The organism is Caballeronia sp. LZ035, from assembly GCF_031451175.1.
Lineage (GTDB): Bacteria > Pseudomonadota > Gammaproteobacteria > Burkholderiales > Burkholderiaceae > Caballeronia.
Map to the genome: position 1 here is coordinate 2,687,505 of NZ_JARUXS010000001.1, position 21,224 is coordinate 2,708,728.

17 protein-coding genes are annotated in these 21,224 nt (G+C 65.1%); 11 read left to right on the forward strand and 6 right to left on the reverse strand.

Features of this window, described 5'->3' with window-relative positions; all coding sequences use genetic code 11:
* Window positions 1-3 precede the first annotated feature (3 nt).
* The 6 genes from QCE88_RS12645 (at window position 4) to QCE88_RS12670 (ending at window position 7,721) form a co-directional block, all read left to right on the forward strand.
* The gene (locus QCE88_RS12645) at window positions 4-1,581 is read left to right on the forward strand and encodes a hypothetical protein (protein WP_309902296.1); all 1,578 of its coding nucleotides are present in this window, start codon (window positions 4-6) and stop codon (window positions 1,579-1,581) included.
* Between the two features lie 12 nt (window positions 1,582-1,593).
* Entirely contained in the window at window positions 1,594-2,340 is a 747-nt protein-coding gene (locus QCE88_RS12650; protein ID WP_309902298.1) for a hypothetical protein, read from the forward strand.
* Between the two features lie 177 nt (window positions 2,341-2,517).
* Window positions 2,518-3,312, forward strand: a complete 795-nt coding sequence (locus QCE88_RS12655; protein ID WP_309902300.1) for a DUF4118 domain-containing protein — start codon at window positions 2,518-2,520, stop codon at window positions 3,310-3,312.
* 2 nt (window positions 3,313-3,314) lie between these two features.
* The gene (locus tag QCE88_RS12660) at window positions 3,315-4,196 is read left to right on the forward strand and encodes an alpha/beta fold hydrolase (RefSeq protein ID WP_309902303.1); all 882 of its coding nucleotides are present in this window, start codon (window positions 3,315-3,317) and stop codon (window positions 4,194-4,196) included.
* Window positions 4,193-4,981, forward strand: a complete 789-nt coding sequence (locus QCE88_RS12665) for a MipA/OmpV family protein (RefSeq protein WP_309902306.1) — start codon at window positions 4,193-4,195, stop codon at window positions 4,979-4,981. The genes QCE88_RS12660 and QCE88_RS12665 overlap by 4 nt, the downstream gene beginning before the upstream one ends.
* Before the next feature lie 313 nt (window positions 4,982-5,294).
* A complete protein-coding gene (locus QCE88_RS12670) occupies window positions 5,295-7,721 on the forward strand; it encodes a VCBS repeat-containing protein (protein WP_309902308.1) in 2,427 nt (808 codons plus the stop codon).
* A 19-nt stretch (window positions 7,722-7,740) separates the two neighbouring features.
* Here the strand turns inward: QCE88_RS12670 and QCE88_RS12675 are convergent, their stop codons facing one another.
* The 3 genes from QCE88_RS12675 to QCE88_RS12685 all read right to left on the reverse strand — a co-directional run bounded on the left by QCE88_RS12675 (window position 7,741) and on the right by QCE88_RS12685 (window position 10,639).
* Complete coding sequence (locus QCE88_RS12675; protein ID WP_309902310.1) at window positions 7,741-8,817, reverse strand: glycosyltransferase family 4 protein; 1,077 nt, start codon at window positions 8,815-8,817, stop codon at window positions 7,741-7,743.
* Window positions 8,818-9,171: 354 nt separating this feature from the next.
* The gene (locus QCE88_RS12680) at window positions 9,172-9,441 is read right to left on the reverse strand and encodes a hypothetical protein (RefSeq protein ID WP_309902312.1); all 270 of its coding nucleotides are present in this window, start codon (window positions 9,439-9,441) and stop codon (window positions 9,172-9,174) included.
* A gap of 127 nt (window positions 9,442-9,568) precedes the next feature.
* Window positions 9,569-10,639 (reverse strand): substrate-binding domain-containing protein, encoded by a 1,071-nt coding sequence (locus QCE88_RS12685; protein WP_309902314.1) that lies wholly within the window; start codon window positions 10,637-10,639, stop codon window positions 9,569-9,571.
* A gap of 129 nt (window positions 10,640-10,768) precedes the next feature.
* Between QCE88_RS12685 and QCE88_RS12690 the strand changes: the two genes are divergently transcribed.
* Genes QCE88_RS12690 through QCE88_RS12705 form a run of 4 tightly spaced genes read left to right on the forward strand, consistent with a single transcriptional unit; the run spans window position 10,769 to window position 16,013 of the window.
* On the forward strand, window positions 10,769-11,257 hold the full coding sequence (locus tag QCE88_RS12690) for an NAD(P)H-dependent oxidoreductase subunit E (protein ID WP_309902317.1): 489 nt from the start codon (window positions 10,769-10,771) through the stop codon (window positions 11,255-11,257).
* Window positions 11,254-12,810: an NADH-ubiquinone oxidoreductase-F iron-sulfur binding region domain-containing protein gene (locus QCE88_RS12695; RefSeq protein ID WP_309902319.1), complete on the forward strand. Its 1,557-nt coding sequence runs from the start codon at window positions 11,254-11,256 to the stop codon at window positions 12,808-12,810. The genes QCE88_RS12690 and QCE88_RS12695 overlap by 4 nt, the downstream gene beginning before the upstream one ends.
* Before the next feature lie 35 nt (window positions 12,811-12,845).
* The gene (gene fdhF / locus QCE88_RS12700; protein ID WP_309902321.1) at window positions 12,846-15,764 is read left to right on the forward strand and encodes a formate dehydrogenase subunit alpha; all 2,919 of its coding nucleotides are present in this window, start codon (window positions 12,846-12,848) and stop codon (window positions 15,762-15,764) included.
* Between the two features lie 3 nt (window positions 15,765-15,767).
* Window positions 15,768-16,013 carry a formate dehydrogenase subunit delta gene (locus QCE88_RS12705; protein ID WP_309902323.1) on the forward strand — a complete coding sequence of 82 codons (246 nt, stop codon included), beginning with the start codon at window positions 15,768-15,770 and terminating at the stop codon, window positions 16,011-16,013.
* A gap of 40 nt (window positions 16,014-16,053) precedes the next feature.
* On the opposite strand, the gene QCE88_RS12710 is transcribed toward QCE88_RS12705, so the two are convergent.
* From QCE88_RS12710 to QCE88_RS12720, 3 genes are all read right to left on the reverse strand, one after another.
* Window positions 16,054-17,781 (reverse strand): FAD-dependent monooxygenase, encoded by a 1,728-nt coding sequence (locus QCE88_RS12710; RefSeq protein WP_309902325.1) that lies wholly within the window; start codon window positions 17,779-17,781, stop codon window positions 16,054-16,056.
* 80 nt (window positions 17,782-17,861) lie between these two features.
* Complete coding sequence (locus tag QCE88_RS12715) at window positions 17,862-18,854, reverse strand: cation diffusion facilitator family transporter (RefSeq protein WP_309902327.1); 993 nt, start codon at window positions 18,852-18,854, stop codon at window positions 17,862-17,864.
* Window positions 18,855-18,877: 23 nt separating this feature from the next.
* On the reverse strand, window positions 18,878-19,219 hold the full coding sequence (locus tag QCE88_RS12720; protein WP_309902329.1) for a metalloregulator ArsR/SmtB family transcription factor: 342 nt from the start codon (window positions 19,217-19,219) through the stop codon (window positions 18,878-18,880).
* Window positions 19,220-19,362: 143 nt separating this feature from the next.
* Between QCE88_RS12720 and QCE88_RS12725 the strand changes: the two genes are divergently transcribed.
* The gene (locus tag QCE88_RS12725; protein WP_309902331.1) at window positions 19,363-21,213 is read left to right on the forward strand and encodes a tetratricopeptide repeat protein; all 1,851 of its coding nucleotides are present in this window, start codon (window positions 19,363-19,365) and stop codon (window positions 21,211-21,213) included.
* Window positions 21,214-21,224: the final 11 nt, after the last annotated feature.

Below are 21,224 nucleotides of genomic sequence, written 5' to 3' on the forward strand. Positions count from 1 at the left end.
GAGATGCAAGTCAACATCAATCGCGTGTTCATCATGGCGATGTCGGGCGCCGCACTCGCCGCCACGGCATCGGTCGTTCTGAATTTGCCCGTTCCCGTCGTCCTGATCTGCGAGTTGTTGCCGCTGTGCCTCTATTTCTCGGCGCTCTACCGCTTCGGCAAGAATGGTCTGAGTCACACCGCGATCGACAGCGTCTACTACTTCGGCTTCATCATCACGATTCTTTCCCTCGCCGGCAGTGTGATGCGCGTGTGGATGTTCGGCATCGAAAAGGACATGAGCAGCCTGATTGCACAGTTCGGCGTCGGTCTGCTCGCAACAGGGCTCGCACTCGTATTTCGACTCATCCTGACCGCGCGCGTGGAATCGCTGAATGCCAAGGACCTCAGCCAGACCATCGACGAATATATTCAGCGCATTGACGGCATTGCGGTCAAGGTCGAGATGTCCGCCGCCAGTTTCGAAGGGCTGTCGCAGTCGTTACAGGATCGAACGCGGGCGGTCGTCGAGTCCGTTCACGAGGAATGCACGTCGAGCATGCGCTCGGCGGCGGCGGCCTTCTCCGAGTCGATTACGGGCATGTCCCGGCAGGCGAGCGAGTCCGTCATGCGCTTCGGCGCCATGGTCGAATCGGTCGCCACGGCCCCGCACGTCAAGCAATTCGATGCGACCGTCCATGAACTTGCCAACGGCCTCAAGGCTTCAGCGACCGAAATTACAAATCACGGCCGGCTCGCGTCCGAGGAAGCCCTGCGCGTCACCCGGCAGGTGCTCGATGCATCCAGCGAATGGCACGTGGAGACGCTCGGCAAAATGTCGCAGGCGAGTCAGCAGACCATTGAGACGACGCTTGCCACGCTATCCCGACTCGACCTGACCATCAATACCTCGACGGTCAAGTCCGACCTCGTGCTGCTGTCGCGCACGATCACGACCTTCACGAAGCGGTTCTCCGAACTCGATGACAAGCTGGCTTCGGCTCACGCGCGTCACAGCGTGGAAACGCTGGAACCGATCATCGAGCGATTTGCGGAACACCTCAAACAAATCGGCCACGACGTGCAGGCCCAGACTGCCGAAAGATTCAACTACGTATCGGCGAAGCTCGCTTCCGAGGCCGCAAACGGCATTGCCGCCATTGGCGAACACGTTCGAGCAGAACACAAGCAGCAGGTCGACGCGCTGGCCACGCACCTCAACCGTTTGGCCACGTCCCTCGAACAAGCAGACCAACGCTCCGCAATCGAGTGTCTCGTACAAGGGATTGCGGAAAACATCGATCGCCTGGTCGCGGCCATCGACCACACGGCCCGGTCATCCGGGCTGGAGCGAATCGAGCAGCGCATCGACACATTGGCTGAAAACGCCGCGCGGGCGATGTCGGCCTTCGAACGCGCGAGCCAAGCGTCGAGCACCGAGCGCCTGGTCGAGCGGTTCGATGCGTTCGCCGAGCATATGAACCGCTTGATGAGCATGCTGGAGCGCGTGGCGTCGCAGGTCAACGAGCTTCCGGCGGACTCGCCGAGCCGGTCCGCTGTGCCGGACATTCCGCCCATCGCCACTCACGCGATCCGATCGTAATGAGTCGCCTCGTTGTCAGACATGCAATCGCCTAACCAACACGACAGCGTTTTCCTGCTGACGCTCGTCGACTTTCTTTTCCAGATCATATTTTTCGGACTGATCGCCTATGCGATCTCGGTCGTCACGAAAAACGAGGACTGGAAGTCGGCCGCGCTCGCCCTCCAGCAAAAGTTCAAGGAGGCTTCTCCGGCTCACCTGCAAAGCGTGATCGACGTCATGCCTGCCGATGCACAACGCTTAAAAACCGCACTGGCAAACGAAGAGGCCGTACAGCGCCTGACGCAGCATTTTGGCGTGTCGAATCTGACAGAACTCACGGATGAACTGACTCGCATGGCGCCCGTCGAGCAGTTGCGTGTCGCCAGCACGCTGGTAAAGAAGGCAGGAGGCATCGAGCGCGCCCATGACGCAATCGACCGGTACATCAAAAATGGCATTGGCAAACCGGCGTGTCTTCTCACGGAGGGCTCGACCAGCCGGGCAAAGCCGCTGGCAACCGTGATCGGTTACGAAACCCACCTGGACTTTCAGACCGAGACGCCCGAGCTATCCGCCGTGCTGACCAGGATGGGCATGGACTACGCGTCCGTGCGGTCGCTGCGACTGGCTGAGTTCAAGCAAGTGTTCAGCAGACTGGGCGCGCTCTATCCGGATTGCATGTACACCTTCAACCTGATCGAGAAGACGCGCTATGTCGAGCCGCGCGACGCAGCAACCGCCAACTGGAACGTGCGCGTCATTCCGAGGCGTGGCTGAGCTCGCGTCACCCATCCGAGCTGACTCTCCCAATTCAACACACACATCGCTCTTATTCAACCCTCCAAACCGCCACATGAACCCAAACACGCAATTCGCCCAAGCCGAACCCATTTCACAAAATGTCCGCCCAAATTTTTGATATTAATCAGAAGTACTCAGTCGCAACGCGAAACGATGCAAGTCAAGAACTCTGAACGATGGGCCTCACGAGGCCATAGCCGCTGGATCATCGCCGCGGCGGCTCTCTTGACGGCGTTTTCCGTCCGCCTGATGCTGCACCCGCTGCTCGGCCCGGTCATGCCGCAAATCACCTTTCTCCTGGCCGCCGTGCTCGTCGAGTATTTCTGCGGCCTCGCCCCTGCCGTCATCGTCATGCTGACGGGACTCTTCATCGCGATCTACATGTTTGTCCCGCCCTACGCGAGCATCGGCCCGGTTGACCAACGGGTGCTCTGCCTGATGCTTTCGTATTTGCTCATTGCCATTCTCGTCATCACGCTGATTGAACACCTGAAGCGCGCACAATATCGCGGCGAACTGCTGGCGTCCGTCGCGTACTCCCGCTATGAAATGCTCTTGCGCGACGACAACGAACGCCTCCTCACGCGACGTGCCAATGATGAAATGCATCGCATGCTGCACCACATCTCGCATTTCAACCGGTCGCTGATCCTCATCAAGGCGCTCGATCCCGCGACCGGCGCCCGCGCGCGCGGCACCGTTGCGGCAACACCCGTTCCCGCGGCCGTTGGCGACGTCGACGACGCGCCGTTTTCGTTCGGCATGACGTTTGGCTCGAAGCATTCGCAAGTGCACCAGGAGGATCTCGCACGCGTGAGCGATCGCCTGGCGCCGGGCCACTACCGCATGCGTTTCATGAGCGGACCCGACTGGCAGGCAGGCGAATGCGTGTGCGAGCGCTTCGCTACGCCGACCGGCGAATTCCTGGTCATTAGAACGGACGACTGAGCATGCGCGCCTCTCCGATCTTCCCCGTGCCACGCGGCGATCACGCCGTGCTCCTGTTGCATGGCCTGTCGAGCACGCCGGCTGAACTGCGCTATCTTTCCCGCGCGCTCGCGGAGGAAGGCATCCTGACTCACGCGCCGACACTCGACGGCTACAGCGCCGGTACGGGGCACGCGCCGATGGAGCAATGGATCGACGCGGCGCTTGCCGAGTTCGATGCACTCGCAACACGGCACAAGCACGTCTCGGTGTGCGGCCTGTCGATGGGCGCGACGCTGGCGGCCGCTGTCGCGCAGCAGCGCCCGAACGTGCGCGCGTTGCTGCTGCTGTCGATCACCTTGAACTACGACGGCTGGGCAATGCCGTGGTATCGCTTCCTGGTCGACGCCCTGTACTTCACGCCTTGGCGCTCGCGCTTCCGTTATCGCGAGCACGCGCCGTACGGCTTGCGCAACGAGGCGCTGCGCGCGAAGATCGCGCGCGCGATGCAGAAGGGTGCCATCAGCGACGTGGGACCCGCGTTCATTACGACGCCTGCGATTCACGAGGCCAGCCGGCTTGCCAAAGCGGTACGCCGCAAGCTTGACTGCATCGGCGCAGACTGCCTCATCATTCACGCCATCGACGACGAAACCTCCAGCCCTCACAACGCCCGCCTCGTGGCGGCCGGCATCAAGGCGCCCTTTCTTCGCACCATCTGGCTCGACGACTCGTACCACATGATCGCGTCCGACAACGAGCGGGAGGTCGTCGCGCGCGAATGCACGCTGTTTTTGCGCGAGAGCGCCGCGTCTTCTGCGTCCTGCACCACGCCGCCCCCGGTCGTCTCGCGAGCGCTGGCCCGACGTCTGCGACAGTTGAGCGCCGTGGCGCGCAAGCCATGATCGTCGACGCAACGGTTGCGAGGCGTGCCGCAGCGCTTGTCGCGTTCGCCATGTGCTGCACGACAAACGTCGTACGCGCCGATGAACCCGAAACATCAGGCGACTGGAAAGTCTCGATCGGACCCGGCCTGTACGTCTTCCCGAAGTTCCCCGGCTCCTCGAAGCTTCAGGTGCTGCCCTTCCCCATGCAGGACATTTCCTGGAAGGACCGGGTGTTCTCGCAAGGACCGGACGTGCTCGGCGTCAATGCGCTGCAGGGAGACAACTATCACCTGGGGATGTCAGTGAGCTTCGACTTCCAGTCGCGCTCGTCGTCCGATTCCCCACGGCTCAGCGGCCTGCCCAATGTTCACTATGGTCCGAAACTGCGTCTGTTCGGCGATTACACCGTGTGGGCCTTTACCGGCGCGGCGGCGGTCTATCAGGACATCGCGGGGACCGGCCAGGGTCTGACGGCGACGGGCGATCTGCTGGTGTCGGTGCCCGTCGGCACGTGGCTGTTTTCGATGGGACCAGGCCTCACGTGGGCCAACAGCGAATACACGCGAACCTTCTTCGGCATCACGCCACAGGAAAGTGCGGCATCCGGATTGCCGCGTTACGACGCGGGTTCCGGCCTGCGCGACCTTCACTTCAACGTGAGTGCAACCGGCACGCTCAACCGGCACTGGTCGGTGACTATCGCGGCCATCGCGGGCCGCCTCGAGCACGACGCGGCAGGCAGTCCGATCACCGAGCGTCGGTTCGACCTCAACGGCACGGCCTCGCTGCTTTACCGTTTCTGAAAGCTGCGCCGAAGGCCTCCCGCATTCGATGAAATTCGATGAAAAAAACCCCGCACGAGGCGGGGTGAAGATCCTTGAGAGACGTAGACGAGATCTCTGCGGTCCCGTCTACGTAGAAAAGAATAGGCGCGCAACCCTTGCCATCGAATCAGAGCGGTCCGAATACCCCGCCCGAGATCGCTTGCGACACCACGCCGCACGACCGCTCCGCACACGTGTTCGCTCGACCACCGACCGCCCGACTCGCGCAAGCGCATTCTCCTGCTTTATCCTGTGAACCAACGGGCGCGCCGGCGTCGCTGACGGGGACAGCATGGGCAAAGGCATATCGGTGAGTCGTAGCGTGGCCGCGTGGCTGTTCCTGGCGCGGGCCGCGCTGCTTTCGATCCTTGCACTGTCCCCGCTCACGGCAAGCGCCGCTCCGCCCTCCGCCGATTGCAGCGCCGGCACGCTCGTCACCGTGGTCGCGCATCTCGACGACGACCTGCTGTTCGTCAACCCCGGCATCAGCGACAAGCTCAAGGCGGGCTGGTGCGTCACCGTCGTCCATCTGATCGGCGGCTCGAACGACGCGAAGTTCGACTACGTCGTGCTGCGCGAGACCGGCACCAAGCTGGCCTATGCCCGCATGGCCGGCGTCGCCGACGAATGGGACGAATCGACTGTGATGTTCGCGGGCAAGCCGGTCCATCAGATCGTGCTCAAACCCCAGCCGAAGGTGAAGCTGCTGGAACTGCGCCTGCCCGGCGGACACGTGCGCGGCGGCAAGGTGCCGCTCGGTCTGCTCTGGGATCGCGGCCAGACCTTGACCATCCATCCGATGAACGCCGACGGCAGCGGCGCAACCCGCTACGATCGCGCCTCGCTGAGCGCGACGCTGCGCGAAATCCTGATGCCCGCCACGGACATCTACACGCTCAATCCGGATACGGTCGCGTTCATGGAGCACCCGGACCATATCTACGCCGCCCGCATCACCCGCGCGGTCGCGCAGAGCCTGAAGCGCAACGTACCGATCAGCTATCACATCACGTATCCGACCGGCGGCCTGCCCAAGAATCTGAGCGCCGACGAGACCCAGACGAAACGCGATGTCGTCGGCAGTTATTTTGCGATCGATGGCAACGACGCAGGCCACGTGTTCGGCGAATACATGTGGGACGGCAACTGGGTGGCACGGCGCTATCGCACGACGGCCCGCTCGAACGACCCCGGCCCGGATTTCCAGTTGCGCCCGTTTCAGCTCGTCAACGAGTATTCGAGCCGCTGCATCGAATCGTCCGGCATCGGCCATGCGCCGCGGCTTGAGGCCTGCTCGGGCGCGCCATCGCAGAACTGGTTCTGGCAGCAGTTGCCGGTCATGCCGGGCGACAAGAACGACGCCCTGCTCGTCAACGCCGCGACGCGCGGCTGCATCGCGGAGCGCGACGCGGGCTTCGTCGAACAAGCCTGCAGCCCGTCGAGCCCCGCGCAGCGCTGGACGCCATGGGACTTCGGCTTCGTCTACACGCCACTCGATCACTGCCTCGGCGAGAAGGACGGCCTGCTGGACGCCGGGCGCTGCTCGATGTCCACGGCGCAATACCGCTGGTCGCCCTCGCCGCAGACCGTCTGGACCGACACGCGCCAGGAAGGCGCCCTCTATGGCGACGTGAAAGGCACGGGCCGGGACAGCGTCGTGTACGTACAGCGTCGCAAGGACGGCCCGGGCTTCAACGTGTGGGTGGCGGAGATGTCGCGCATGGACCAGGCGTCGCCGTGGTACCTGAACGCCGTGCCCTTCGATCCGCACGCGACGCTCACGCCCACCTGCACCGGCGACGCGCTCTGCTTCGACAGCGCGCGCTTCCTGCTCGCCGATTTCGACGGCGACGGCCGCGCCGACCTGATGGTCATCACGCCGCGCAACGGTGGCACTGCTTTCTGGCTGTTGAAGAGTACGGGCGCGCATTTCGCGGCGCCGCGCCTCTGGTACCAGACGACCGCCGACTGGACGCCCGCCGACGCCCAGCAATATGTCGCCGGCGACTTCACCGGCTGTGGCCGCGCCGACGTGCTGATCGCCCGCAAGCGCCACGACGCGGGACTCGATCTCGACGTGCTGACGGCGGGTCCGTCGGGCGGCAACGCGCCTGCGCGCTGGCTGGAGGCGCCCGAACTCGACGCGGGCGCGCGCTTCATGCCCGCGCGCGTCGCGGGCGCGGCTGACGCGCGCCGTGCGGGACTCGTCGCGCTGGAGGACGTGAAGGGCGCGCTCGCGCTCTCGCAATTCACGAGCAGCGGGAGCGGCTTCACGCCGGCGTATCGCACGAACGTCTGGCCGCAGTTCCAGGCGCCGTTCGTGAAAGTGGTGGCGGGCGATATCGACGGCGACGGCATCGACGATCTCGTCGTGCTCGAACCGCGCGGCGATGCAACCGGCACGCGCGTCTTCACGATGAAGGGCGGCAAGGTGTTCGGCGCGGCCCGCGAAAGCGCGACGCTCGCCGATACGTCTTACGCCGATTCGATGCCCGCGCTGATCCGCCGCAACGAGCACGACAATCACGCGACGCTGGTGCTCTTCAGGCGCGCCAACGCGCGTCTCGGCGAGTTCTACTACACGGGCGGGCCGCCGAGCGTAGCGGGCCGCGACTTCGACACCGGCTTCAATCTCGGTCCTGTGCAGTTGTGGGGCGATCTGCCGGGGCTGTTCTCCGAGTCGCTGTGGCTCAAGACCCTCGCGTATTGGGGCCGATGAGACCGGCCCCAACCCGCACTCAGCCCAGACCAACCCGCAGGTTCAGCACATCGCGCGCGATCGCCAGATAACGGTCCGCCGTGCCCTGCAAGGTGAGACCGTTGAGCGGACGTTCGGCGCGCGGCTGCGTGAGCGCGTCGAGGAGCCCGCGGGCGTAGGCGTCGATGTCGGCGGTATCGAGCAACTGCACGCCGGCAAAGTTGCTCGCGAAGGCGAACGCGGCAATCGCGCTCGCCACCACCGGAATGCCCGACGCCAGCGCCTCCAGGAAGCTGATGCCCTGCGACTCGAAGCTCGACGGCATCGCGAACACCGACGACGCACGCAGGATCTGCGCTACCTGCATCTGCGGCCCGTCGATCGCCACGCGCTCGGTGAGCCCAAGCTGCGCGACGCGCTGGACCACGGCCGCGTGATACGCGACATTCTCGATCACGCCGCACAGCCGCAGGCGCGCATCGGGATGCACGCGCGCCACGTGCGCGAAGGCTTCGACCGTCTGCAATTGGTTCTTCTCGGGAATGTAGCGGCCCACCTGCACGATCTGCTTGTGCGCAACGGGCGCGGCGGGCAGTGTCTCGTCCGTGAAGTGCGAGACATCGACACCGTTCGGCACGACGATCATCGACGGATGCGAACCAATTTCCTGCACGTACTCGTCGATGTTCTTCTGCGACACGCCGATCACCGCCTTCGCACGCCCCGAGAGCAGGCGTTCCGCGCGCAGCAGCACGCCGTTCGTGAAATCGTTCACGCCGGAATGCATGACCCAGACGATCGGCACGCGTGTCGGCAACGCGCGGACATAGAGCGCGGGAATGGTCGCGTGCGCGAAGATGATGTCGGGCTTGAAGGTGCGGATCGCCCGCTGCAGGAACAGCAGACGTCCGAGCCGGCCAAGCGGCCGTTTCGGAAACAGGCGGATCACGTCATGAGCCTGGAGTTCGGCGCTGATGTGAGCGAAATCGTCGTGCTCCGGCATCAGCGACGCAATGCAGACGCTGTGTCCTCCTTGCTGATGACCGATCGCCACGCCCTTCGCTATCACCTCCGCCCCTGAAAGGCGAGGCGCCAGTATGACCTGGAGAATTCGCATGTATGCTGTCCCTCGGCTATTCCGAAGCGCCCGGAGCCCGATCCGTCCTGCCAACGTAGGGTGTCCTCGTTGCCGCCGGCCGCGCGCGCGATGAATCGCTTCGCCGGCCAGTCAGCGCACTTCCTGTTTTTATCGTTATGAGAATCAAGGCGCCCGCCACGAAAATCGCAAAGCGCCGCGCACGGTTAACGTACTCCTGACGTCATATCAAACGCACGCCATCAGGTAGTGTTTTTCGGTCGCGGCAGAAAAGTGCGTGAAGCGGTGCGGCGGCGCGTCACGTGGCGGACAAGCGGTGGGGAACGGGAGACGCGGCGCGAGAACACGCGCCGCGGTAATGACAGCCTCTGAAAATCAGTTCGAACCGTCTTTCGGGCACTTCAGGTTACAGCCGTCCGGGTCGCCGGCGTCGCCGCGGCGGCGCATCGCGGACTTGCCGTTCTGATACTTCTCCGACGGCGCCGAGGCGGCGAACTGCATCTGCGGATGTTCATTGAGACGGAACTGGTCTTGCAGGATGCCGCCCGGCATGCCCGGCGAATTCTGGGCGAAGGCGACAGGAACGAGATAAGCGGCGCCGGCAACGAGCGCGGCGGCGGAACAGGCAAGCAACGAGAGTTTCATGGCAATAGTCGCGCGGCGAAACCGCGCCTTGAACGGAAAGTCTGACAGCAAGACGTTAGGTTAACCCAATTCGCCGCCCATGGCAGTTCCGAAACCGGTTCACTCTCTTACCGCGCGTTGCGGCGTGTTACCCGCGCAGCCCTTCATCGACGTCAACCACCGTGCCGCAGCGCGCCGGATCATAGCCTTCGAGGTGCGCGACGCTCTCGGTGAAGCCGGCGCTGCGCAAGGTGCGCAGGACCGAGGCCAGACGCGCCTCGTCGAGACGCGCGCGTTCGCAGGCGAAGAAATAGTCCTCGTCGATGATCGGAATGAAGTCGAGCGCAAAATGCTGCGCCGCAGGCTGCACGCCGAAGCCGAGATCCGCCATGCCGCTCGCGACGAACGCTGCAATCGCCGAATGCGTGAGTTCAGTGGTCGCATAGCCGTTGATCTGGTCCGGATCCACCCCCACGCTCCGCAATGACAGATCCAGCAGCATGCGCGTGCCCGAACCGGGCTGCCGGTTCACGAAGCGCACATCGTGGCGCGCGAGATCGCGCAGGCCCATGATCCGCTTCGGATTGCCCTTCGGCAGAAACAGACCCTGCGTGCGGCGCGTGAGACGAATCAACTGATGCTTGCGCTGATCCAGCCAGGGACGATAGATGTCGGCGCAGGTCGACCGAAATTCGCCGATCGGCAGATGGAAGCCCGCCAGCTCGCACTCGCCGCGCGCCAGCGCACTCACCGCCTCCGCACTTTCCCGATACTTGATGTCGACCGGTACGCGCTGCTCGCCGAGCGCACGCACGAGTGTCGCGACCGCATAGCCGTGCGACGCGTGGATCCGCACCTGCATGACATCGCCCGCGAGGCGCCGGTTCAGTTCTCCTGCGACCTCGGTCGCCACGGCTTCCAGCGGCGCGGCGAGCCGGTCTCCGCAGACCCGCTGCGCGCGCAATACGGACTCGCCCAGTTCGGACAGCACCGAGCCCCGTCCGCGTGACTTGGTGATGAGCGCGCCGCCGAGACGCGCTTCGATATCCCGCAACAAACCCCACGCATGCCGATAGGACAAACCCTTAGCGTTCGCGGCATTCGCGATGCTGCCTGTTTGCGCGACGAGCTGCAGCAGCGGCACAACCGCGCTGAGACTGGTTTCCCGGCCATCGGCGTCCCGCAGCACCAGCTCCGCGCGGCATTCGACATCAACCATATGTACTCTCCCCTCCTATTGCCAGGATATATCACGACGCCTATTGTTCTTTTACAGGCTCGGCACCTGAAATTATATCGACTCAAATATGTACCACAAAACATATGCCGAGCGTTGGAGGAGCCCCCAATGACAACTACGCAGCCGAACGTCGCTGCAACCGAAGAGCTGGTGCGTCGTCACGCCGTGCAAGGCGCCACCTTGATGACCATCCTGCATGCCATCCAGGACGAAGTCGGCCATGTGCCGGAGACGGCCATTGCGCCGCTTGCACGGGCCTTGTCGCTGTCGCGCGCCGAAGTGCATGGCGTCATCACCTACTATCACCATTTCCGTTCCGCGCCGCCCGCGCGCGTCACCGTGCAGTTGTGCCGCGCGGAAGCCTGCCGCAGCATGGGCACGGAAGCGCTGAAGGATCACATCGAAGGCCATACCGGCTGTCGCTTCGACAGCGGTCACGCGGAAGACACCGAGCTTGAATCGGTGTTCTGCCTCGGCCAGTGCGCGCTGTCGCCGGCGCTGATGATCAACGGCGAACTGCACGCGCGCGTGACCCCCGCGAAGTTCGACCGTCTCCTTGCCGCCGCACAGGCCAAGGTGTCGGAGGTGACGGCATGACGCGCATCTATGTCCCCATCGATTCCGCCGCGCTCGCGCTGGGCGCAGAAGCCGTCGCTGACGCCGTTGCGAGCGAGGCGCAGCAACGCGGCCTCGACGTGCAGATCGTGCGCAACGGTTCGCGCGGCCTCTTCTATCTCGAACCGCTGATCGAAGTCGAAACGCCCAAAGGCCGCATCGGCTATGCGAACGTCGAGGCCGAAGACATCGCCGCGCTGTTCGATGCCGGTTTCCACGAAGGCGGTGCGCATGAGAAGCGCGTCGGCGTGGTCGACGAAATTCCTTATCTGAAGAACCAGCAACGCCTGACCTTCACGCGCATCGGCATCACGGATCCACTGTCGATCGACGATTACGTCGCGCTCGGCGGCTTGCAGGGCCTGCGCAACGTACTCGACATGAACGGCGACGCCGTGGTCGAGTCGCTGATCGATTCCGGTCTGCGCGGACGCGGCGGCGCCGCTTTCCCGGCCGGCATCAAGTGGAAGACGGTGCGTGCGGCGCTCGCGGACCAGAAGTACATCGTCTGCAACGCGGATGAAGGCGACTCGGGCACCTTCTCCGACCGTCTCGCGATGGAAAGCGATCCGTACATGCTGATCGAAGGCATGATCATCGCGGGCGTGACGTGCGGCGCCACGCAGGGCTACATCTACGTGCGCAGCGAGTATCCGCATTCGATCGCGACGCTCAACCGCGCGATCGACAAAGCCCGCGACGCCGGCTGGCTCGGCGCGAGCGTGCTGGGTTCATCGCATGCGTTCGAACTCCATGTCGCGAAAGGCGCCGGCGCCTATGTGTGCGGCGAGGAAACGGCGCTGCTCGAATCGCTCGAAGGCAAGCGCGGCATCGTCCGCGCGAAGCCGCCGGTGCCTGCGCTGGTCGGCCTCTACGGCAAGCCGACCGTCATCAACAACGTCATCACGCTCGCCACCGTGCCGATCATCTTCGCGAAGGGCGCGGCGTTCTATCGCGACTTCGGCATGGGTCGCTCGCGCGGCACGCTGCCATTCCAGATCGCGGGCAACGTGAAGCAAGGCGGACTCGTCGAACTGGCGTTCGGCGTGACGCTGCGCGAACTGATCTTCGAATACGGCGGCGGCACCGCGAGCGGCCGGCCGGCGCGCGCCGTGCAGGTGGGCGGCCCGCTCGGCACCTATCTTCCGGAAAGCCAGTGGGACATCCCGCTCGACTACGAGGAATACGCGAAGGTCGGCGCGGTGGTGGGTCACGGCGGTCTCGTGATTCACGACGACACCTCGAACCTCGCCGAACTTGCGCAATACGCGATGCACTTCTGCGCGCTCGAATCGTGCGGCAAGTGCACGCCCTGCCGCATCGGCTCGACGCGCGGCGAGGAAGTCATCGCGAAGATCCGTGAAGGCGATACCTCGGTGAAGCAGATCACCTTGCTGCGCGAACTGTGCGACACGATGGTGTCCGGTTCGCTCTGCGCGATGGGCGGCATGACGCCGTTCCCGGTCATGTCCGCACTCGATCACTTCCCGGAAGATTTCGGTCTGCCCCATACGCCGGCACAGAAAGCGGCCTGAGCACGCGACTGAGCGAACAGAAGGAGACAAAGACAATGTCCAATACCATCAACGGCTGCGGTTCCGGCAATTGCGCGTGCAAGAGCGCGGCATCGGTGCAGCGCCGCGACCCGTTCGACGAAACCGACTACGGCACGCCGCTGCGTCATGCCGATGTCGATGTGACGCTGGAGATCGACGGCGAAAGCGTGACGGTGCCCGCGGGCACGTCCGTGATGCGCGCGGCGATCGAAGCCGGCGTCAACGTGCCGAAGCTGTGTGCCACCGATTCGCTCGAACCGTGGGGTTCGTGCCGCCTGTGCCTGGTCGAGATCGAAGGCAAGCGCGGCTATCCGGCCTCGTGCACGACGCCCGTGGAAGCCGGCATGAAGGTCCGCACGCAAAGCGACAAGCTGCAATCGCTGCGTCGCAACGTGATGGAGCTCTATATCTCCGATCACCCGCTCGACTGCCTCACCTGCCCCGCCAACGGCGACTGCGAACTGCAGGACATGGCGGGCGTGGTCGGCCTGCGCGAAGTGCGCTACGGCTATGAAGGCGCGAATCACCTGAAGGACAAGAAGGACGAGTCGAACCCGTACTTCACCTACGATCCGTCGAAGTGCATCGTCTGCAATCGCTGCGTGCGGGCGTGCGAAGAGACACAGGGCACCTTTGCGCTGACCATCGCCGGACGCGGCTTCGAGTCGCGCGTCGCAGCGAGCGAGAACGTGCCGTTCATGGAGTCCGAATGCGTGTCGTGCGGCGCCTGCGTGGCCGCCTGCCCGACCGCGACGCTGCAGGAAAAGAGCGTCATCATGCTGGGCCAGGCGGAACATTCGGCGATCACGACCTGCGCGTACTGCGGCGTCGGCTGCTCGCTGAAGGCGGAGATGAAGGGCAACACCGTCGTGCGCATGACGCCGAACAAGAACGGCCAGGCCAACGAAGGCCACGCCTGCGTGAAGGGCCGCTTCGCATGGGGCTACGCGACGCACAAGGACCGCATCAAGAAGCCGATGATCCGCGCGAAGATCACCGATCCGTGGCGCGAAGTCTCGTGGGAGGAAGCGCTCAACTACGCGGCGAGCGAGTTCCGCCGCATCCAGGACAAGTACGGGCGCGATTCGATCGGCGGGATTACTTCGTCGCGCTGCACGAACGAGGAAACCTATCTCGTCCAGAAGCTCGTGCGCGCCGCGTTCGGCAACAACAACGTGGACACCTGCGCGCGTGTCTGCCACTCGCCGACAGGCTACGGTCTCAAGTCCACGCTCGGCGAGTCCGCCGGCACGCAGACCTTTGCTTCGGTCGAGCAGTCGGATGTGATCATCGTGATGGGCGCGAATCCGACCGACGGCCATCCGGTCTTCGGCTCGCGTCTCAAGCGCCGCGTGCGTGAAGGCGCGAAGCTGATCGTGATCGATCCGCGTCGCATCGATATCGTCGATACGCCGCACGTGAAGGCGCAGTATCACTTGCAGTTGCGTCCCGGCACGAACGTCGCGATGGTCAACTCGCTGGCTCACGTGATCGTCACCGAAGGCCTGCTGAAGGAAGACTTCATCGCGGAACGCTGCGAGCCGCGCGCGTTCGGTCAATGGCGTGACTTCGTCTCGCGCGAAGAGAATTCGCCCGAAGCCATGGAAGCGACCACCGGCGTGCCGGCACAGCAAGTCCGCGAAGCCGCACGCATCTATGCGCTCGGCGGCAACGGCGCGATCTACTACGGCCTCGGCGTGACCGAGCACGCGCAAGGCTCGACGACCGTCATGGGCATCGCAAACCTCGCGATGGCGACGGGCAATATCGGCCGGGAAGGCGTCGGCGTGAATCCGCTGCGCGGCCAGAACAACGTGCAGGGCTCCTGCGACATGGGTTCGTTCCCGCACGAGCTGCCGGGCTATCGCCATATCGGCGATGCCGCCGTGCGCGCGCTGTTCGAGGAAGCCTGGAACGTCAAGCTGCAGGACGAACCCGGCCTGCGCATTCCCAACATGTTCGACGCCGCGATGCACGGCACCTTCATGGGCCTGTACTGCCAGGGCGAGGACATCGTGCAGTCGGATCCGAACACGCAGCATGTGGCGGATGCGCTCTCGTCGATGGAATGCATCGTCGTGCAGGACATCTTCCTCAACGAGACCGCCAAGTACGCGCACGTGCTGCTGCCGGGCTCGACCTTCCTGGAGAAGGACGGCACTTTCACCAACGCGGAACGCCGCATCTCGCGCGTGCGCAAGGTGATGCCGCCGCTCGCCGGCTTCTCGGACTGGGAAGTGACCATCAAGCTGTCGCGCGCGCTCGGCTACGAGATGAACTACGCGAACCCGTCCGAGATCATGGACGAGATCGCGCGTCTCACGCCGACCTTCCACGGCGTGTCCTACGAACGCCTCGACGAACTGGGCAGCATCCAGTGGCCGTGCAACGAACGCGCGCCGGACGGCACGCCGACGATGCACATCGACGAGTTCGTGCGCGGCAAGGGCCGCTTCGTCATCACGAAGTTCATCGCGACGCCGGAGAAGGTCACGCGCAAGTATCCGCTGCTGCTGACCACGGGCCGCATCCTGTCGCAATACAACGTCGGCGCGCAGACGCGGCGCACCGAAAACTCGCAATGGCACGACGAGGACCGACTCGAAATCCATCCGGTGGATGCGGAAGACCGCGGCATCCGGCATGACGACTGGGTGGGCATCGAATCGCGCGCGGGACAGACCGTGTTGCGCGCGAAGATCTCGGAGCGCATGCAGCCGGGCGTGGTGTACACGACCTTCCACTTCCCGGAATCGGGCGCGAACGTCATCACGACAGACTCCTCCGACTGGGCCACCAACTGTCCGGAGTACAAGGTGACGGCGGTGCAGGTGATGCCGGTCGAGCAGCCGTCGCAATGGCAGAAGGATTATTCGCGCTTCAACACGCAGCAGCTCGAACTGCTGAACCTCGCCACCACGTCGGGAAAATAACGCATGGACGTCGACAACCTGATCGAGATGGCGAACCGGATCGGCGAATTCTTCGATTCGATGCCGGATCGCGCTGAAGCCATCGACAGCGTGGCGGATCACATCCGCCGCTTCTGGGAGCCGCGCATGCGGCTCGCGATTCTCGCCGCGCTGGACAACCCGGAAGCAAGCGCGACGATGGAGCCGATCCTGCACGAGGCGTTGACGCTGCACAGGTCGGACTTGCAGCCCAAAACCGCGCCGGCCTGATACAACTGACCTCACGAGCCCTGCACCGCAGGGCTTTTTTTTAGTCCTCGCGCGGCGCCGGCCGCTCCGCGCTCGTGTCCTGGGCGCCGAACCAGCTTTCGCAGTGACGCAGCAGTGCGGGCACATCGGACGGCGCGCGGCCGCGTGCGGCGATATAGCCGTCCGGACGGACGAGGTAGAACGCGGGACGCGTGCGCCCGTACTGATCGGTGAGCGACTGCGCGCCCTCGCCGCTGGTATCCGTGATGCGCCACACGCGCACGGCGTTCGGCAGGATGGCGTCGATGGCTTTTGCCAAACCGTCGAGGTCCGGGTCGCGCATCGCATGCGCGACGGTGATCGTCGCGGGCGCCAGCGCAATGTCGTCCTCGCCGCTCGGGTTCACGAGCAGGAACAGCGAGAAGCAGCCGGGATCGTGCAGGTCGAACAGACAGCCGACACCCGGCAGACGCCCGAGCGGACCGTCGATGACATGCACGCGCGCATCGGGCGCACGCTCGCCCGCACGCGGACCGCCATCGAGCAGACGCTCCAGCGTCAGCGGACTCTTGCGATAGTTGATCGACAGCTCGCTCACCGTGCGCCGCATCGCGTCGCGCAACGGGCCGATCGCGGCGAGCGCGGGCATCACGTGATCGCGCATCAGCTTCATTGGACCGTGCTCCGCGCCGGCCATCTGCGTGAGCAGGTTCGATTGCCGCAGCACGTCGCGCTCGATCGGATGCCGCTCCGTGTGATAGCTGTCCAGCAGCCGTTCGGGCGCGCCGCCCGCAAGCATGCGCGCGATCTTCCAGCCGAGATTGAGCGCTTCCTGGATGCCGGTGTTCATGCCTTGCGCGCCGGCCGGGCTGTGGACGTGCGCGGCGTCGCCGGCGAGAAACACACGCTCCACGCGCAGGCGGTCGACCATCCGGCTGTTCAAATGAAAGTAGGACGACCACGTCAGGTTCGAGAGCGTCATCTTGTGATGCACGCGGCGCTCGACGAGCGCGCGGCATTCGTCGAGCGTCGGACCGGCCTTCGTGCTGTCGGCCTTGACGGCATCCGCGGCCGCCGTGGGCAGGTCGGCGATCAGGCGCGCGCGCTCGCCACCCATCGGAAACAGCGCGGCGAGTCCTTCGCCCGAGGCGAAGATATGGAACTCGTCGTCGGGCCAGTCGACGTCCACCTGAAGATCCGCCAGCAGGTAAGTCTGGTCGAAGGTCTTGCCGTCGAAGCCGATGCCCAGCCGGTGCCGCACGAAGCTGTGCGCGCCGTCGGCTGCGATCAGATAGGAGGGGCGCAGCAGTTCGTCGCGTCCGTTGGGATGCCGCAGCGTGGCCTGCACGCCCGCCGAGCCCTGCGAAAAGTCGATGAGCTCCACGCCGCGTTCGATCTCGACATGAAATTGCTTCAGATGCTCGGTGAGCAGGCGCTCGGTCTCGGTCTGGTCGAGGAACAGCAGATACGGATAGCGGGTCTGCAACGGATCGAAGTCGAGGCGCGCGAGGCGCTGTCCGTTCGAATAGAGATTGGCGACCCGCGCACGATGACCGAGTTCGAGGAAGGGCGCGACCGTGCGATGCTGCTCGAAGAGTTCGAGCGTGCGGGCCTGGATGCCGATGGCGCGTGAATACGGTAGCGGCTGCCTCGCCTTGTCGACGAGCCTGACCGGTATGTGCGCGCGCGAGAGACTCATGGCGGCGGCGAGGCCCGTCGGACCCGCGCCCGCGATCAGGACGGGCGCCACGTCCAGCTTGTCGTTCGGATTCAGCTTTGGCGCGAACATGCGGTCCTCCGTGAAACGTCACGGCGTCTAGTGTACGCCCGCCTCCTTTGCGTCCGCTGTGGGTTGCGTCACGCGCACGCTCAATGCGCGTGCCCGCGTTCCTGAAGAATGCACGCATGGCAGTCCATGCCGAACTCGACCTGCACGGTCGCGTGATGCATCGAATAGTCGCGGCGCAAGGTGCCGACCACGCCCTGCACGAACGCATCGCCGGGATGGCCCTGCGGCATCACGAGATGCACGGTCAACGCGTTTTCGGTCGTGGAGAGCGCCCACACGTGGAGATCGTGCACGTCGCTGACGCCCGGCAGTTGCACCAGATAGGTCCGGATACGCGTCACGTCGACGCCCGGTGGAACGGCGGCCATGGCAAGCCGCATTGCATCGCGTCCAAGGCCCCAGGTGCCGTAGACGATCACCGCGACCACGATCAGGCTCATCAGCGGGTCGAGCCAGCTCCACCCGGTGAACAGGATGACGAGGCCGCTCACTGCGACGGCGGCGGAGATGGCGGCGTCGGCGGCCATGTGCATGAAGGCGCCGCGCACGTTGAGGTCGTCCTTGCTGCCGCGCATGAAGAGCCACGCCGAGAAGCCGTTGACGACCATGCCGAGCGTCGCGACGATGAACACGTCGAGGCCCGCGACGGGCGCCGGATGGATGAGCCGCTGAATGGCTTCCAGCACGATCGCGCCGCACGCGAACAACAGCAGCGCCGCGTTGGCGAGCGACGCAAGGATCGACGAACTGCCGAGTCCGAAGGTATAGCGCGCGCTGGGCTGGCGCGTGCCGAGCCAGACGGCGCCCCACGCGAGCAGCAGGCCGAGGACATCGGAGAGATTGTGGCCGGCGTCGGCGAGCAGCGCGGTGGAGTGCGCGAGGAAACCGTAGACCGCCTGCACGACGACGATCAGCACGTTCAGCCCGACCGCCAGCGCAAAGCTGCGGCCCTGGCCCGCCTGCGGCGCGTGGTGATGATGGTGACCGCCCGGGCCATGGGCATGTGAATGACCGTGGCCTTCGTGCTTGTGGTCATGCTTGTGTTCGTGTTCTTCGTGTCGATGCGTGTCCATCTCGATGCTCTTCGTTGGTTGATTCAGTCGAGGTCGGCGGCTTCCGGATGCGGCTCGGCGACGTGCTCCAGCAATTCGCCCAGCATCGCGCTGATGTGGCGGTCGGCGGCCACATAGAAGACCTGCTTGCCCTGGCGTTCGGCCCGCACGATGCGCGCCGCGCGCAACAGCCGCAAATGGTGGCTCACCAGGGAGGCCGACAACCCCAGCCCCTGCGCGATGGCGCCCACCGCCCGTTTCTGCTCGACACACGCCAGCACGATGCGCAAACGCGTGGGATCGCCCAGCAGACGGAACAGGTCGGCCAAGGGCACGACGCGCTCGTCTGACGTGATTTCGCCGGGAGAAACGAACAGTGCGGACATGGCAAGCTCGAACAAACATGTGAACAGGTATTCATATGTTATGCGCCCTTATCGCCGGTGGTCAACCGTGCTTTTGGAAAACCGTGGCCGCCGGTGTGGGAAAATACGAGGTTTGTATTTCCGGCCTGTGTCTCTTTTCCGTCATGGACACCGTTTTTGCCCGCGGTTTCGCGGCCCATCGTGACGGCCGCCTGACCGACGCGGAGCGCGACTATCAAGCCGCGCTCGCCGCCGAACCCCATCACGTCGACGCGCTCCACTACCTCGGCGTGCTGCGCCATCAGCAAGGCCAGCACGCGGAGGCGGCCGAGCTCGTGCGCCGCGCCGTGGACCTGCGCCCGACCGACGCGGGCCTGCAGCTGAACCTCGGCAACGCGCTGAAGGCGCTCGGCCGGCTCGACGACGCCATCGAGCGTTTCCGCAATGCGCTGACGCTCGCGCCCGGCTTTCCGCTCGCGCAGTACAACCTGGGCAACGCCTACACGGCGGCGGGCCGTCATGAAGACGCCGCCGATGCCTTCGAGAAGGCGCTGCGCCTGCGCCCCGACGACCCCGCCGCGTGGAACAACTTCGGCAACGCGCTCTCCGCGCTGCGGCGCTTCAAGGACGCGGCGCAGGCGTTCCGGCGCGCGCTCGTCCTGCGGCCGCGCCACGCGGGGGCGCACAACAATCTCGGCATGGCGCTGAATGCCCTCGGCGACACGCCCGGGGCCATCGAGCACTTTCGCGCGGCGCTCGATGTCGAGCCGAATTACGTCGCCGCGCACTTCAATCTCGGCAATCTGCTGGATGCGAACGGCAATCCCGCCGATGCGCTGCCCGTCTTGCGGCAAGCAGTCGGCTTGCAGCCGCGCTTCGCGCCCGGACATTTCGGGCTGGGTCATGCGCTTGCTCGCCTCGGGCGTCACGAGGAAGCCGTGCCGCATTTCGAGCGCGCGGTCGGACTCGATCCGAAATACGGCGTCGCGTGGCTGTCGCTCGGCAATGCGCATCTGGCGCGCGGCGCGCATCAAGCGGCGTTGCGTGCCTTCGATCAGGCATTGCGGCTCGACGCCAGCATGCCCGCGGCGCAACTGAACCGCGCGCTCGCGTTGCTGGCAACGGGCGACTATGCACGCGGCCTGCCGGCCTACGAAGCGCGTCTGGAGACGGCCGGCAGCGAGCCCGCGCCGGCGCTGCCGCGCTGGCACGGCGAGCCGATGCCGGGACGCACGCTGCTGGTTCGCGCCGAACAGGGTTTCGGCGACACGCTGCAGTTCGTGCGTTTCGCGCCGTACGCGGCGCAGCGCGTCGGCAGGCTCGTGCTGGAGGTGCAGCCCGCGCTCGTGGCGCTGTTGGCGCCCGCGGCGAAGGCCGCGCGCGTCGAGTTGAAAAGCCGCGCCGACGACACGCCATCACGCGCGGATGCCTTCTGTCCGCTGCTGAGCCTGCCGCATGCGCTCGGCGTCGCGTCGCCGGATGCGGTGCCGGCGCGCACGCCTTATCTCGTCGTGCCGGCGGACTACCGGCGCAAATGGCGCGGGTCGCTCGGCGGGCAGCACAAGCGCAAGATCGGCATTGCGTGGTCGGGACGCATGCAGCCGGGCGAAACGCGCTCGGCGCCCGTGGAAGCGCTCGCGCCGCTGCTCGCGCTCGCGGATGTCGACTGGATCGTGTTGCAGCCGTTCCTCACCCCGCATGAGCGCGCCGTGCTGCGCGCGCATCCGAATGCGAAGGCCATTCACGGCTTCGAAGGACGCCTGGAGAATTTCGCCGACACGGGCGCGATCGTCGACCGGCTGGATGCGGTGGTGTCCGTCGATACGTCGGTGGCCCACCTCGCGGGCGTGCTCGGCAAGCCACTGTGGGTGATGCTGGCGCATGCCGCCGACTGGCGCTGGGGCATCGATTCCGACCGCTGTCCGTGGTATCCCGCCGCGCGGCTGGTGCGCCAGCGGACGCCGGGCGCATGGCGCGAGGTGATCGAAGACGTAGCGGTGGCGCTGCGGGACTGACCACGCACCGA